16 protein-coding genes and 1 tRNA gene are annotated in these 14,426 nt (G+C 63.6%); 7 read left to right on the top strand and 10 right to left on the bottom strand.

The window, feature by feature from the left end:
• Positions 1–15 precede the first annotated feature (15 nt).
• Complete coding sequence (locus ACED18_RS04935) at positions 16–927, top strand: PhzF family phenazine biosynthesis protein (RefSeq protein WP_377289556.1); 912 nt, start codon at positions 16–18, stop codon at positions 925–927.
• 136 nt (positions 928–1,063) lie between these two features.
• On the opposite strand, the gene ACED18_RS04930 is transcribed toward ACED18_RS04935, so the two are convergent.
• The 7 genes from ACED18_RS04930 to ACED18_RS04900 all read right to left on the bottom strand — a co-directional run bounded on the left by ACED18_RS04930 (position 1,064) and on the right by ACED18_RS04900 (position 6,072).
• Positions 1,064–1,139, bottom strand: a tRNA-Lys gene (locus ACED18_RS04930).
• A 171-nt stretch (positions 1,140–1,310) separates the two neighbouring features.
• Complete coding sequence (locus tag ACED18_RS04925) at positions 1,311–2,345, bottom strand: sulfate/molybdate ABC transporter ATP-binding protein (protein ID WP_377289554.1); 1,035 nt, start codon at positions 2,343–2,345, stop codon at positions 1,311–1,313.
• 13 nt (positions 2,346–2,358) lie between these two features.
• Complete coding sequence (gene cysW / locus ACED18_RS04920) at positions 2,359–3,231, bottom strand: sulfate ABC transporter permease subunit CysW (RefSeq protein ID WP_377289552.1); 873 nt, start codon at positions 3,229–3,231, stop codon at positions 2,359–2,361.
• The gene (cysT, locus tag ACED18_RS04915) at positions 3,215–4,069 is read right to left on the bottom strand and encodes a sulfate ABC transporter permease subunit CysT (RefSeq protein WP_377291039.1); all 855 of its coding nucleotides are present in this window, start codon (positions 4,067–4,069) and stop codon (positions 3,215–3,217) included. Before cysT ends, cysW begins: the two co-directional genes overlap by 17 nt.
• 9 nt (positions 4,070–4,078) lie before the next feature.
• Positions 4,079–5,104: a sulfate ABC transporter substrate-binding protein gene (locus ACED18_RS04910; RefSeq protein ID WP_377289550.1), complete on the bottom strand. Its 1,026-nt coding sequence runs from the start codon at positions 5,102–5,104 to the stop codon at positions 4,079–4,081.
• A 100-nt stretch (positions 5,105–5,204) separates the two neighbouring features.
• Entirely contained in the window at positions 5,205–5,654 is a 450-nt protein-coding gene (locus ACED18_RS04905; protein WP_377289548.1) for an RrF2 family transcriptional regulator, read from the bottom strand.
• 127 nt (positions 5,655–5,781) lie between these two features.
• Entirely contained in the window at positions 5,782–6,072 is a 291-nt protein-coding gene (locus tag ACED18_RS04900; RefSeq protein WP_377289546.1) for a hypothetical protein, read from the bottom strand.
• Positions 6,073–6,241: 169 nt separating this feature from the next.
• Here ACED18_RS04900 and ACED18_RS04895 point away from each other — a divergent pair, with 169 nt between their 5' ends.
• The 5 genes from ACED18_RS04895 (at position 6,242) to ACED18_RS04875 (ending at position 11,392) form a co-directional block, all read left to right on the top strand.
• Entirely contained in the window at positions 6,242–6,595 is a 354-nt protein-coding gene (locus ACED18_RS04895) for a hypothetical protein (RefSeq protein ID WP_377289544.1), read from the top strand.
• Between the two features lie 207 nt (positions 6,596–6,802).
• The gene (locus ACED18_RS04890) at positions 6,803–7,357 is read left to right on the top strand and encodes a DUF924 family protein (protein WP_377289542.1); all 555 of its coding nucleotides are present in this window, start codon (positions 6,803–6,805) and stop codon (positions 7,355–7,357) included.
• Between the two features lie 4 nt (positions 7,358–7,361).
• Positions 7,362–10,013, top strand: a complete 2,652-nt coding sequence (locus ACED18_RS04885) for a mechanosensitive ion channel family protein (RefSeq protein WP_377289540.1) — start codon at positions 7,362–7,364, stop codon at positions 10,011–10,013.
• A 210-nt stretch (positions 10,014–10,223) separates the two neighbouring features.
• Positions 10,224–10,487: a hypothetical protein gene (locus ACED18_RS04880; RefSeq protein WP_377289538.1), complete on the top strand. Its 264-nt coding sequence runs from the start codon at positions 10,224–10,226 to the stop codon at positions 10,485–10,487.
• Between the two features lie 71 nt (positions 10,488–10,558).
• Positions 10,559–11,392, top strand: coding sequence for a response regulator (locus ACED18_RS04875; RefSeq protein ID WP_377289536.1), 834 nt, complete (start codon positions 10,559–10,561; stop codon positions 11,390–11,392).
• A gap of 88 nt (positions 11,393–11,480) precedes the next feature.
• On the opposite strand, the gene ACED18_RS04870 is transcribed toward ACED18_RS04875, so the two are convergent.
• From ACED18_RS04870 to ACED18_RS04860, 3 genes are all read right to left on the bottom strand, one after another.
• A complete protein-coding gene (locus tag ACED18_RS04870; RefSeq protein ID WP_377289534.1) occupies positions 11,481–12,485 on the bottom strand; it encodes a GlxA family transcriptional regulator in 1,005 nt (334 codons plus the stop codon).
• 363 nt (positions 12,486–12,848) lie between these two features.
• Positions 12,849–13,070 (bottom strand): hypothetical protein, encoded by a 222-nt coding sequence (locus tag ACED18_RS04865; protein WP_377289532.1) that lies wholly within the window; start codon positions 13,068–13,070, stop codon positions 12,849–12,851.
• Positions 13,071–13,127: 57 nt separating this feature from the next.
• A complete protein-coding gene (locus ACED18_RS04860; RefSeq protein WP_377289530.1) occupies positions 13,128–13,385 on the bottom strand; it encodes a hypothetical protein in 258 nt (85 codons plus the stop codon).
• Positions 13,386–13,503: 118 nt separating this feature from the next.
• Here ACED18_RS04860 and ACED18_RS04855 point away from each other — a divergent pair, with 118 nt between their 5' ends.
• On the top strand, positions 13,504–14,415 hold the full coding sequence (locus ACED18_RS04855; RefSeq protein WP_377289528.1) for a LysR family transcriptional regulator: 912 nt from the start codon (positions 13,504–13,506) through the stop codon (positions 14,413–14,415).
• The last annotated feature ends 11 nt before the right edge of the window (positions 14,416–14,426 follow it).

Below are 14,426 nucleotides of genomic sequence, written 5' to 3'. Positions count from 1 at the left end.
GGAAGGGAGCCTCCCATGTCGCGCCGTTACGCCATCTACGATGTCTTCACCGCCGAACGCCTGAAGGGCAATCCGCTGGCGGTGGTCTTCGATGCCGAGGGGCTTTCTGACGCCGCCATGCAGGTGATCGCTGGCGAATTCGCGCTGTCGGAGACGGTCTTCGTGCTGCCGCCCGACAATCCCGCCCACGGGGCGCGGCTGCGCATCTTCACGCCGGCCCATGAACTGCCCTTTGCCGGCCATCCGACGGTTGGCACCGCGATTGCGCTCGCCGAGGCCAGTCATCCCGGCGCAACGATCGATCTCGTGCAGGTTCTCGAGGAGACGATCGGGCCGGTGCGGTGCGCGATCCGGCTCGCTGAGGGCGAACCAAGCTTTGCCGAATTCGACCTGCCGCGCCGCTCCGAGCCCCTGCAGGCCGCCTTCGACCGGCAGGCGGTGGCGGACGCGCTCGGTATCAAGAGCACGGATGTCGGCTTTGAAAACCATGTGCCGATGCTCTGGAGCGCGGGCGTACCCTTCGTGACCATTCCCGTTCACGACCTTGCGGCTGCGGCAGCCATCGAGTTCGACCCGGCCGGGTGGGAGCGCATCGCGCCGCTGGCCGAAGGGCGACTCGCAGCCGCCTATGTCTACTGCCGGGGCGGCATCCACCACCAGGCCCGCTTTCATGCGCGCATGTTCGCGCCCGGCATGGGCATCGTCGAAGACCCCGCCACGGGCGGTGCGGCAGCGGCCTTCTCCGGGACCATCAACCACTTCGACCAGCCGACCGACGGCCACCATGCCTTCCTGATCGAGCAGGGCGTGGAAATGGGCCGCGCCTCCTACCTCCACCTGCATCTCGACATCGCACAGTCGAAGGTGAGCGCTGCGCGGATCGGTGGACAGGCTGTGAAAGTGGCTGAGGGGGTACTTTTCGTCTGAGAGGATGCGGTGGAGCGACCTGTGGGTCCACCTGATTCTCTCTGGCGATTGCGCGCTGGCTTAGCAGGCCGTCAACGGCAAAACACGATCACGCGGTTTGCGAAACGGTTGCAGGACTCTGTTTAAGAGATTGATTTGGTGGGTGATCACGGGCTCGAACCGTGGACCCGCTGATTAAGAGTCAGCTGCTCTACCAACTGAGCTAATCACCCATCCGGACCGCGTCGCCGCGGTGTGAGGGGGGCTATAAAGAGCTTCTTTCGGCTTGTCCAGCACCTCGCGAAACTTTTTTGAATTTCTTTTCGCTGGTGCGAAATCAGCCTGTGGAAATCGGGCGGCGGGTGGGGCCGGCGCGGTGGGCGCCGGCCCTTGCCTGGCAGGGATTAGCGGAAAAGGGTCCATTTCTTCGGACGGAAGGCGAGGCGGGCGCCGTCCACATTGCCCCGGTCGCTCGGCAGTTCGATTTCCACGCTTGCGCCGGAGGCGCCGGTGGAAACTTCGACGTGGCGTGTGCCGGCAACGCGGCGGGACGCCGTGACGACGCCGGCCAGACAGCCGCCGCAGCCGTCCAGCAGCTCGATGTCGTGGGGGCGGAAGTAGAGCTTGGCGTCGCCGTCGGGTTGGCCGGGCGTCTTCACGCCGATCGGGCGGTCCTCGAACCAGACTTCGCCACCTTCGACGCGCACCGCAAGCGTGTTGGATTCGCCGATGAAGCCGTAGACGAAGGGGGAGGCGGGCGTGTCGTAGATCTCGTCTGCGGTGCCGACCTGCTCGATCTTGCCCTTGCTCATGACGACGACGCGGTCGGCGAGTTCGAGCGCTTCTTCCTGATCGTGTGTGACAAAGACGGTGGTGTGGCCGGTGCGGTCGTGGATGTCGCGCAGCCACTTGCGCAGTTCGCGGCGCACCTGGGCGTCGAGCGCGCCGAAGGGCTCGTCGAGCAGCAGCACGTTCGGCTCGACCGCCATGGCGCGGGCGAGCGCCACGCGCTGGCGCTGGCCGCCGGACAGCTGCGCCGGATAGCGCTTTTCGAGGCCGGTCAGCTGCACGAGGTCGAGCAGTTCCAGCGCGCGGCGGCGGATGTCGTCGGCCGGCGGCCGGCGGTCGGCGGAGCGGACCTTGAGGCCGAAGGAGACGTTTTCCAGCACCGTCATGTGGCGGAAGAGGGCGTAGTGCTGGAAGACGAAGCCGATATTGCGCTCCTGCACGGTCTTTTCCGACGCATCCTCGTCGCTGAAGAAGATCTGGCCGGTGGTCGGCGTTTCCAGGCCGGCAATCAGGCGCAGCAGGGTCGTCTTGCCGGAGCCGGAGGGACCGAGCAGCGCGATCAACTCGCCCGAGCGGATGTCGAGGGAGACATTCTCCAGCGCCGGGAAGCGGGCGAATTCCTTGACGATGTTCTTGACGCGGACTTCCATCAATTCAAGCCTTTCAGTGCCTGCGGCCGCTGGAGATCACATCCGAGAAGCGCAGCTCCAGGAGCGTCTTCAGGATGAGGGTGACGAGGGCCAGCAGGGCCAGCAGGGTCGCGACCGCGAAGGCGGCCACGAAGTTATATTCGTTGTAGAGGATCTCGACCTGCAGCGGCATGGTGTTGGTCATGCCGCGGATGTGGCCGGAGACGACCGAGACCGCGCCGAACTCGCCCATGGCGCGCGCGTTGCACAGCAGCACGCCATAAAGCAGGCCCCATTTGATGTTGGGCAGCGTCACGTAGAGGAAGGTCTGCCAGCCGGAGGCGCCGAGCGACAGTGCCGCCTCCTCATCCGCCGTGCCCTGTTCCTGCATGAGCGGGATCAGTTCGCGCGCGACGAAGGGGAAGGTGACGAAGACGGTGGCAAGAACGAGGCCCGGCACGGCGAAGAGGATCTGGATATTGTAGCTCTTCAGGATCGGTCCGAGCAGGCTGTGGGAGCCGAAGAGCAGCACGAAGACCAGGCCGGAGATGACCGGCGAGACCGAGAAGGGCAGGTCGATCAGCGTCGTCAGGAAGGCCTTGCCCTTGAACTCGAACTTGGCGATGGCCCAGGCGGCGGCGATGCCGAAGACAAGGTTTAGCGGCACGGCGATGCCGGCGACGATGAGCGTGAGGCGGATGGCCGAGAAGGTCTCGGCATCGCCCAGCGCCTCGAAGAAGGCCGGCACGCCCTTGCGCAGGGCTTCCGTGAAGACGGCGATGAGCGGCAGGACAAGAACCAGCAGCAGGAAGACCAGCGTCAGGCCGATCAGGGCGCGGCGAGCGAGCGGACTTTCGGTCGTGGCGCTTTGAACGTTCAGGCTGTCGGCATCATGCGCCATAACCATACCTCCTGCGGCTCCAGGCCTGGATGCTGTTGATCACCAGCAGCATGGCAAAGGAGATGATGAGCATGATGACGGCAATGGCCGTCGCGCCGGCGTAGTTGAACTCCTCGAGCCGGATGACGATGAGGAGGGGCGCGATTTCCGAGACATAGGGCTTGTTGCCGGCGATGAAGATGACCGAGCCGTATTCGCCCACGCCTCGGGCAAATGCGAGCGAGAAGCCGGTCAGCACGGCCGGCGCAAGGCCCGGCAGCAGCACGCGGCTGATGGTCTGGAAACGGGTGGCGCCAAGCGTCGCTGCGGCTTCCTCCACCTCGCGGTCAATCTCTTCCATGATCGGCTGCACCGTGCGCACCACAAAGGGCAGGCCGACGAAGACCAGCGCCACGACGATGCCGGCCGGGGTGAAGGCGATCTTCAGGCCGAGGGGCTCCAGAATGGAACCTATCCAGCCATTCGGCGCGTAGATGGCCGTCAGCGCAATGCCGGCGACTGCCGTCGGCAGCGCGAAGGGCAGGTCCACCATGGCGTCGATGATCCGGCGGCCCCAGAAGCGGTAGCGCACCAGAACCCAGGCGAGGATGACGCCAAAGACGACATTGACGAGGGCGGCCACGAAAGCGGTGCCGAAGGAGACCTTCAGGGCCGCGATCACGCGCGGATCTGCCGCGAGCGCCAGAAAACTGGAAAAGCCAATGCCGCTGGCGCGGGCAACGAGCCCGGCCAGCGGAATGAGAACGATCAGGGTCAGCCATGACAGCGTGACGCCGAGCGCCAGTCCGAAACCCGGAATGACGCTCGGCTGTCTGATCTGCCATCGCCGCTGGGTGCGATGTATGGTCAAGTCTTATTGTCCCGGCTTGTAGATCTGGTCGAACACGCCGCCATCTCCGAAGAACTTCGGCTGAGCTTCCTTCCAGCCGCCGAAATCGTCAATGGTCGCGAGCTTCAAATCCTGGAAGCGGGCGATGTCCGCCTTGTCGGCCAGTTCCGGCTTGAAGGGGCGGTAGTAGTGCTTGGCGGCGAGCTTCTGGCCGACATCCGAGTAGAGGTATTCGAGATAGGCTTCGGCAACCTTGCGGGTGCCCTTGCCATCGACGTTGCCGTCAACGAGGGCTACAGGCGGCTCGGCCTTGATCGAGACGGAGGGGGTCACGATCTCGAATTTGTCCGGGCCGAGCTCTTCAAGCGAGAGATAGGCCTCGTTTTCCCAGGCCAGAAGCACGTCGCCGAGGCCGCGCTGCACGAAGGTGGTCGTTGAGCCGCGCGCGCCGGTATCGAGAACCGGGACATGCTTGAAGAGTTCGGTCACGTATTCCTGTGCCTTGGTGTCGTCGCCGCCGTTTGCCTGACGGGCCCAGGCCCAGGCTGCGAGGAAGTTCCAGCGCGCGCCGCCGGAGGTCTTCGGGTTGGGCGTTATGACTTCGATGCCGTCCTTGACCAGATCGCCCCAGTCCTTGATGCCCTTCGGATTGCCCTTGCGCACCAGGAAGACGATCGTGGAGGTGTAGGGGGCGCTGTTGTTGGCAAGGCGACCCTTCCAGTCGGCCGGGATCTTGCCGGTTTCCTTGGCGATGGCGTCGATGTCGGCTTCGAGCGCCAGCGTCACGACATCGGCCTCAAGGCCGTCGATCACCGAGCGGGCCTGCTTGCCGGAACCGCCGTGCGAGGTCTGGATCGTCACGGTCTCGCCCGTATCCGTCTTCCACTTTTCAGCAAAGGCGGCGTTGTAGTCCTTGTAGAGTTCGCGCGTCGGATCGTAGGAGACGTTGAGGATCGTCGTGTCGGCAAAGGCGAAGCCGAGGGCGCCGACCTGGATCGCGCTGGCCAGCAGGGCCGTTGTCAGGATGCGCGTGAAGCGTCTGGACTGCATGTTCACCTCCATTGTTGATGATCAAACACTATCAGTTCAGTCGTGTTTCGGAACGCAGGAATTTCCTTCCTGATGGCACGTCAGGGAAACGTCCTGTCTTTCAGGCGTCCATTCCGGGAATGGTGTGCCCGGCGGCTGTCGCGCTCAGGCTGTCGGCCAGCGTGGTGCCGTCGAGAATGTCACGCGTCGCCTCGGCCACCTTGGCAAAGACATGGCGAATCTCGCAAGCGGATTCGCTCGTGCAGTCGGCACAGCGATGGTAGGCGACCTTGCTGAGGCAGGGCAGCGGGGCGAGGGGGCCGTCGATGAGACGCAGCACCTCGCCGAAGCTCACGGCATCCGGCGCGCGCATCATCAGGTAGCCGCCGGCCTTGCCGCGCCGGCTGGTGACGATGCCCTCGCGCTTGAGGTCGAGCAGGATCTGTTCGAGGAACTTCTTCGGGATATTCTGGCTTTCGGCGATCTCGCCGATCATCAGGCTCGTGCCGGGTTCGACGCGGGCGAGCGCGACCAGCGCCCGCATGGCATATTTGGCTTTCTGCGAAATCATTTCTTCACGCCGGCATTGTCACGCTCAGATGACACGCCGTTTTTGTCCGGCCTGCCACGTCCCGGCACAATCGGCCGGAACGTGGCGGCAATGCAAGCCCGGTCGGGGCGTGTCCTGCTCGATCTCTCTAGAATTCCGGAAAGAAATCGGGTTGAACGCGCCGGTTTGTGAGCTTCAGCGACCGATCCGGCTGGATGACGTAGGTTTCCTCGACGCGCCGTCCGCGATCATCGAAGAACTGATGGGGCACGATGCTGCCGATCGGCGCCTTCGTCAGCTTGGTCCTGGGTTGGCCATTATAGGTGATGCTGCCGGGGATGGGCTCAAGGCCGGGGCCGTCGGTGGCCGTGCAGCCCGCAAGCACACCGCCTGCAAGGAGGATGCCTGCGAGCAGAGCGGCGATGCGACCGTGTTTCATTTTTCGTCTCCCGTGTTCCGAGATGGGATGTAGGCCGCAAAGGCCCGTCGAACAGGCGTTGATCCGGACAGTCGCCACGATTTGTCATGCTGCGCTGCAACATAATTCTTGCATCCGGACGAATCTGTGGAACACTTCGATCTATGGGAGGGATAACGGAGCGCTTGTCATGCGACTGACCCTGCCTGCCTGTCTTTCCGCTTTCATCCTTGCTGCGGCGCCTGCCGCTTCTGCCGCCTCCGCGGGCGATGTGCGCAGCGATCTCATCGAAAAGATCGCCGACATCGTCGCGATCGGACGACTGTGTCCGGCGCTTGAGGTGGATATGATCAATGTCACCACCGTCTCGCGCGGCAGCCGGATCGGCGAGCGCGCCGAAGATTATGCCGTGATCGAAACGCTTGCGAGCGCGCGGGAGGGAGCGGTTTTGAGAGCCGGCCTGACGGACAGCGCCTGCCTGGACGGCGCGCGCCGTTACGGTCCCGGTGGCAGCACGCTGCCGGGCATGCTGCGGCAACGCTAGGCGCAGGGCAGGATTGCGAAGCCTTGCCTTTCTTGGTCATCTTTTCGACATGGGAAGAGGCTGTAGACAGTGGCCGCCCGGCCGTCTATTCGCCGGGATAGCGAAATCCGGGGCGAAGGCTTTGCGCACCGGCTTTCGACGCTAGATTGGCACGATGCGGCGAGGCCGCAGCCCATAGCCGCTGACCGCGAGAGGAGACCGGAGAGCATGCCCGACCGGATCTGTGCGCCCGAAGAGATATTGAGCTTCTGGTTCGAGGAATTGACGCCCGAGAACTGGTTCAACCCGACACCGTCGCTCGATGCACAATGCGAGCGCCGTTTTGCGCCCACGCATTTGCATCTCGCACGGGGCGTGCCGGATAGCTGGCGCAGCACTCCGGAGCGGCGGCTCGCCGCGATCATCCTGCTCGACCAGCTTCCGCGCAATATCTATCGGGGCACCGCGCTTGCCTTTGCGACGGACGGCCTGGCGCTGGCGCAGGCCCGCGAAGCGGTGGCGACTGGCGATGACCAAAAGGTATCGGCCGACCGTCGGATCTTCTTCTACCTGCCCTTCGAGCATTCGGAGGATCTGCAGGACCAGGAGACGGCTGTCGCGCTTTTCACCACGCTCGGTCATCCGCTCTATCTCGATTACGCCATCCGCCATGCGGAGGTCATTCGCAGCTTTGGCCGCTTCCCGCATCGCAATGCCATGCTCGGTCGCGCCTCCAGCGAGGCGGAGGCTGCCTATCTTGCCCAGCCAGGCGCCGGATTCTGACCCGATGATCAATCGCTGCAATCACCGTGCCGGGCCTTCGGCGCGCGCCCTTCTTCTGTTTTTCGTCTTCGTGGGGCTGGTAGCTTCCGGCACACGGGGCGCGCTGGCGCAGACAACGACCCAGCCCGCCCCGCTGCAGCAGGTGCAGCAGATCCAGAAGCAGTTGCAGCAGCAGGGCCAGCCGCCGGCCGACGGTGCCAATGCCCAGCAGCCACCGGCCGACGGTGGCGCCCGCACGGAAACGAGCGCGCAGGTCAGCGCCGAGCTTGACAAGGAAGCGGCAGAGCTGAAGCGTCTGTCGTCATCCTTCGACGCCGCCAAGGACGACGACGTTGCGCTGTCTGAGCTCAAAGTTTCCGTCGATGCGCTGGCACGCCAGATCCTCACGACCTCGGCCGCGACACGCCCGCGTCTGGAAGAGATCAAGGGGCGCCTGACGGAGCTCGGTGATCCGCCGGGCGAAGGGCAGCCGCCGGAAGCTGCGGCTGTGACCGCCGAGCGCCAGCGCCTGATGAGCGAGCGCAACGACATCAATGCGCTGACCGGGCAGGCCGAGAACCTGTCCATCAGTGCCACGAAACTATCGAACGCCATCACGGCCACGCGCCGTACGCTGTTTTCCAAGGCGCTTTTCGGCGTCACGCAGATCTCCGGCGAGATGTTCTCGACGGCTGCAGATGCCTTTACGGTCGAGATGCAGACGCTCGGGCGCAGCCTGACGAGCTGGCTCAGTTTCTCTTGGACCTACAAGCGGCTGCCGCTGCTTGGCGCGATCTTCCTGTCGCTGTGCTCGGCGGCCGTGTTCCTTGCGGGCAGCAAGCGGCTGTTCGCCTCGATCTTCCGGCGGGATCCCGAGGACGACGATCCCAGCTATTTCCGCAGGCTGTCGGTCGCTTTCTGGTCGACGATGCTGCCGACGATCAGCGTCTCCGCCTTCGCGGTCACCAGCTATCTGTGCCTCGATGGTTTCAACGTGCTGCGCTCCGATATCGCGCCGCTCGTGTCCAACCTGCTCGGCACCATTGTCGCCGTGCTTTTCGTCGCCACGCTGTCGCAGGCGGTGCTGGCGCCTGCCTATCGCCGCTGGCGACTGGTCGCGGTCTCCGACAGTGGCGCACGCATCCTGACCGGCATCATCTTCGCCATGGTCCTCGTCAACGGCATCGACTATCTGCTGGCCGAGGTCAGCGAGGTCTTCGGTTCGCCCGTCGTGCTGACGGTGGTGAAGAGCTTCTTTGCCTCGATCATCATCGGTCTCATCGTGATCGGCGCCTCCATGGTCCGGCCGCTGCCGCCGGCAGAGGACGACATCGATGCCAAGCCGCGCCGCTGGCCGCGCTACATTTCGACGCCGCTCTTCCTCATCGGTCTCTCGCTGATCGGCGCGGCCGTCACGGGCTATGTGGGGCTTGCCCGCTTCATCGCCACGCAGATCACCATTACCGGTGCGATCGCCGTTGTCATCTATATCGGCATGCTGGCGGGGCGGGAGCTGTCGCGGCAGGGCGCGTTTGCCGATACGGCGATCGGCAGCCGGCTGGAGAAGCGCTTCGGGCTGAGCGCCGTCGCGCTGGACCAGATCGGCCTTGCGGCGAGCCTTGGAACCTATGCGCTGGTCATCAGCGTTTTCGTGCCGTTGCTCTTCCTGCAATGGGGCTTCCAGATTGCGGATATCCAGTCCTGGGCCTACCGGATCGTCACTGACATCCGCATCGGCAGCATCACGATTTCGCTTGCCGGCATCCTGGCCGGCCTGCTGCTGTTTGCCGCCGGCTACATCATCACCCGCTGGTTCCAGCGCTGGCTGGACAGCAGCGTGCTGGCGCTGAGCCGGGTCGATACGGGCGTGCGCAACTCGGTGCGCACCGGCGTCGGCTATCTCGGGGTGGGGCTGGCGGGGCTTGTCGCGATCTCCGCGGCCGGCATCGACCTGTCGAGCCTGGCGCTCGTTGCCGGCGCGCTTTCGCTCGGTGTCGGTTTCGGTCTGCAGAACATCGTCTCGAATTTCGTCTCGGGCCTGATCCTGCTTGTCGAACGCCCCTTCAAGGTGGGCGACTGGGTGACGACGGGCACGACGGAAGGCTTCGTCAAGCGCATTTCCGTCCGTGCGACCGAGATCGAGACATTCCAGCGCCAGTCGATCATGGTGCCGAACTCGCTGTTCATCAATGCGCCGGTCGGCAACTGGACGCACCGCAACCGGCTCGGGCGGGCCGATATTTCCGTCGTCGTCGGCTATGACGCCAATCCGCGCCGCATCCTCGAACTCCTCGCCGAGATCGCCGACAAGCAGCCGCAGGTCTTGAAAAACCCGGCGCCGATGACCGTCTTCGTCGGCTTCGGCGACGAGCGCATGACCTTCGAACTGCGGGTGTTCCTGGCCGATATCGTCAGCTCCATGGCGGTGCGCAACGATCTGCGGCTGCAGATCTTCGAACGGTTCCGCGCCGAGGGAATTGCGAGCCCCTTCGTGGTGGCGGACGCCGGTACGGCACTCGTTGAGACCGAGGAGGCTTCGAAGTCGGCCGCCCAGCCGGGTGATGCTACCAGCGCCTCGGCGACGGCGGCCGCCCCTTCGGTGGTCTCGCCGCCGCAGGCCGCGGTCACGACACAGGCGCCCGTGCCCCTTCCCTGGCAGCCCGGCGCCCGGCGGTAAACTTCGGTATTTCCACAAAAACGGCGTGCCATTCCGGCACAGCGCTTGACACGCGCCATTCAGCCATCATTCAGCCGCCCTGCCTTAAAACGGGTGCAATTCCTTCCGGGAGCACCTACAGTCTCCGGTGGAAGCGCCGCGCACGACCCGACGCAATCGCGCCGAGGGCGGGGCCGGCCGAAAGGGGCGACGCCTTGGCGTCGATGGGCCATGCTGAAGATTGCGACCGTTCTCTTTGCCGCTGTTTCCGTTGCCGGCCTTGCCCGCGCGGCGACCATCACCAACAAGGATGCCGATACGGCCGTTCTGGTGGTCGTCGAGGGCGAAAGCCGCATGGAGCTTGCAATCCCCGCCGGTTCTTCCGAACAGGTCTGCCCCAGCGGCTGCTTCATCACGACGCCCAGCGGCGACCGGATAGGTCTTGAAGGTGGCGAAACTGTCGAAATCGTTAACGGTTCGGCACTCATCAAATAAGAATTGAATTAACCTGAGCGCAAAGCTTTGAGGTTAGTGTTTTTCCAGGGGCGCTCATGGGGAAACACTCAATGTCATTTTTTGGCCTGTCCGGAATGGTCTATTCCGGTGAATCGCTGAACCATCACCGTATCGTTCTGGCGGAAGATTCCAATCTGTTCTCTGCAATGGTTTCGAAGCGGCTGAAGGAGCTGTTCGATATCGATGTGATCGTATGCCGGGATTTCGACGACCTGCAGTTCGCAATCGAGAATGACAGTTTTCCTGCAGCGCTGGCGATCACCAATATCAACCTGCCGGGCGCGGAAAACGGGCAGGCGCTGAACTACCTGATCGAGATGAGCGTGCCGACCGTGGTCTTCACCGGCACCTTCCAGGAAAGCATCCGCGCCGAGATTATCGCCAAGGAACTCGTCGACTACGTGCTGAAGGACAGCGTGCTGGCCGTCGACATGCTGGCGGAAGCGGTCTGCCGCTTCCTCACCAATCACCGCCATCACGTCCTGATCGTGGACGACAGCCCGACGGCGCGCGCCATTCTGACCACGCAGCTGAAGCGCTATAATTTCAAGACGAGCGCGGCCGAAAACGGTGCTGTCGCGCTGGAGGTTCTCAAGAAAAACCCGGATATCGAGCTTGTCATCACTGACTACAACATGCCGGAAATCGACGGTTTCGAACTGACGCGCCGCATCCGCTCCGGCTATGGCATGCACCAGCTGCGCATCATCGGCGTGTCCTCATCCGCCGACCGGCTGCTGTCGGCACGGTTCCTCAAGGCCGGCGGCAATGACTTCGTCATGCGGCCCTTCGTCAACGAGGAATTCTACTGCCGCGTCAACCAGAACCTCGACACGCTGATGAAGATCCGCTCGCTTGCCGAGCGCGTGAAGGCTGTCGCCTGATCACTTCGCGGTCATCGTCACACAAAGACCCCGCCGTCATTGCTGCCGGCGGGGTCTTTGTTTTGCGAGGCCAAAGGGTTTCCGCGGCTCAGCGGACGGCCTGAAGGGTCAGCTTGCGATCGGCGCGCTCCTGCTGTGGCGAGCGGTTGTAGAGTTCGCGATAGCACTTGGAGAAATGCGAGGCGGAAACAAAGCCGCAGGCGACTGCCACTTCCACAACCGGCATGGCCGACTGAACCAAGAGGTGGCGGGCGCGATCGAGGCGGATTTCGAGATAGTAGCGCGCCGGCGAGCGGCCCATTTCCTGGCGGAACAGGCGCTCGATCTGCCGGCGCGAAAGATCGGCCGCGTCAGCGATTTCCAGAAGGGACAAGGGCTCTGCAAGGTTGGCTTCCATAAGCTCGATGATCGACAGAACCTTGGAATTCTGAACGCCGAGGCGGGCGCGCAGCGGCAGGCGCTGGCGGTCATGGGAGCCGCGCACGCGGTCGGTCAGCGCCTGTTCGCAGACGCGGTTGACGAGGTTCTCGCCGAAGTCCTGGTCGATCAGATTCAGGACCATGTCGAGGGAGGCGGTGCCGCCAGCACAGGTATAGATGTTGCTGTCGATCTCGTAGAGGTCGGCGTAGACCTCTGCCTGCGGGAAGGCTTCGGAAAAGCCCGGCAGATTTTCCCAGTGGATGGCGCAGCGCTTGCCGTTCAGCAGGCCGGCTGACGCCAGCACATGGGCGCCCGTACAGAGGCTGCCGACCGCAATGCCGCGATTGTAGGTCTCGCGCAGCCAGGCGTTGACCGACTTGTTGTAGAAATCCTCGACATAGATGCCGGAACAGACGATGACCATGGAAGGGCGGTTTTCGCCGCCGAGCAGCTTGCGTTCGTCGGCCAGCGAGGTGTTGGCCTCGATGCCGATGCCGCTCGAGGACAGAACCTTGTCGCCGTCGGTGGAGGCGAGGCGCCATGTATAGGCTTCGTAGCCGAGCATCCGGTTGGCGATGCGCAGCGTTTCGATTGCCGCAGAAAAGGGCAGCATCGAGAAGTTCGGCACGAGGAAGAAGACGAGCGAGCGCTTCTTCGACAGCGGTTTTGACATGGCTTTGTTCCCCGGTTCTTTGTTCCCATTGCGCCTCTTATGCAAAGGAACTGCTTTTCCATTTGCGACATTTAATCGAAATGCGGCGACGGGTGCGCTGCACAATCCATCACGAGAGGTGATTTTGTCATCGGAATTGTGTCGCATTTTCGCTGCGTCGCCGGGGATAATGACGCAGACGGGCAAAAATCACTGTCGATGACGTGTTTGGCCTGGATTTCCCATCGGATGGGACGGTCGGGCGCGGGGCTGACCTGTTTGCGACTTTTGACGGCAGGCTGAAATAAAAACGGGCACCTCGTTTCCAAGGTGCCCGTCAGGCGTCAGATGGACCGTCATGGTCCTGATATCGGCACGCAGGTTTCACTCGGCCACCCCGTGGTTTTGGGCGGAGGTGATGGTGCGATAGCCCATGTCCTTGCGCAGGTCGTGCGGCATGCTTTCGAGAGTGCGCTGGTCCTGATAGCGCTGATAGGCCGTGAGGAGGCCGGCGACTGCGGCGGTCAGGCGGGCGAACCGGCGCGACAGCGATGCGGGGTCAAGCGGCTGCAGGGTGCGGGGATAGTCGAATGTATCGAGTGCCATGGTCTTCTCCTTGGGATGGCGGGGATGTGCAGGCCGATTATCGGTAGGCCGATCGCATCAGTCCAATGAATGATTTTTCGCTAAAACATCACGAAAACTGAAGTGTGCGCTGGCGGGCATCTCCCGCATGGAGGCCGGTGCCCGGTACGGCCAGCCGATATCGTCCAGCAAATGCGACGGAAGCTTTTCGATTTCGGCGATCACGTGCCGCATGCGGCGCCGGTGGGCGAGGTTTTCCAGCCGGCGGGCGATTCCCGTCAGCATGGCCGACACAGGGTCGGGTGGCGGGCGCCGGAGCGAGATGTCGATGGTCATGGTCCTGTCCTTCAATTGGGGAGGGCTCCCCTGAGCAAGGCCAGTGTCTCGCCGAATTGACTTTCAGGGAAACGAAATGATATCGTCATAAAGATCAATAAATCTGAACGGTGACGCCATGGCCCTGTCCTCCCGCCCCAACCTGCCGCTTCTGGAAACGGATGTGCTGCGCACTTTTATCGCCATTGCCGATACCGGCAGTTTCACGACGGCGGGCGAGGTGGTGTTCCGCACGCCGTCTGCCGTTTCGATGCAGATCAAGAAGCTGGAGGAGATGCTGGGCGTGCCCGTCTTCCGCCGCGATGCGCGCTCGGTGTCGCTGACGCCGCATGGAGAGATGCTGCTGAGCTATGCGCGGCGGATGATTGCGCTCAACAACGAGGCCGTGGCCCGCTTCGTTTCTCCGGAGATGAACGGCGTCGTGCGGCTCGGCGCGCCGGACGATATCGGCGAACTGATGCTGCCGGGCATTCTCCGGCATCTGTCGGAGACCTGGCCCAATCTTGCCGTCGAGGTCACCATCGACAATTCCACGCATCTGCGCCGCGCCGTGGAGGAGGGGCGGCTGGATCTCACCCTCTTCAACTTCCTGCACGGGATCGCGCCTGATCCGGCGCTCAAGGTGATGACCGAGGATCTGGTCTGGGCCGGCAAGCGCCACGGGCACGCGCATCTCAAGGATCCCGTGCCGATTTCGGTCTGGGAAGAAGGGTGCGTCTGGCGCAAACAGGCGCTGGATGCCCTGACGGCGGCGGAAAAGCCGTTCCGGGTTGCCTATTTCTGCGCCCATCACATGGGCCAGATCGCCGCCATCCGCGCCGATATCGCGATCGCGCCGCTCGCCCGCTTCCTGCTGCAGGACGACATGGTGGCGCTGGACGAGCGGGACGGGCTGCCGAAGCTCGGCACTTACGACATCGGCCTTGTGACCCGCGAGGGTGCGACGCAGCCGGTGCAGGCGGTGGCGGAATATGTGCGCTGCGTTCTCGGCGACCGCTCCGTGCTCGACAGCGTCAAGGCGGCGGCCTGAAAGCCGCCGAC

This window comes from Rhizobium sp. SG2393 (assembly GCF_042610495.1).
Classification (GTDB): Bacteria; Pseudomonadota; Alphaproteobacteria; order Rhizobiales; family Rhizobiaceae; genus RU20A.
The sequence above is the reverse complement of the archived record's forward strand: the minus strand, read 5'-3'. Positions and strand labels throughout refer to the sequence as shown.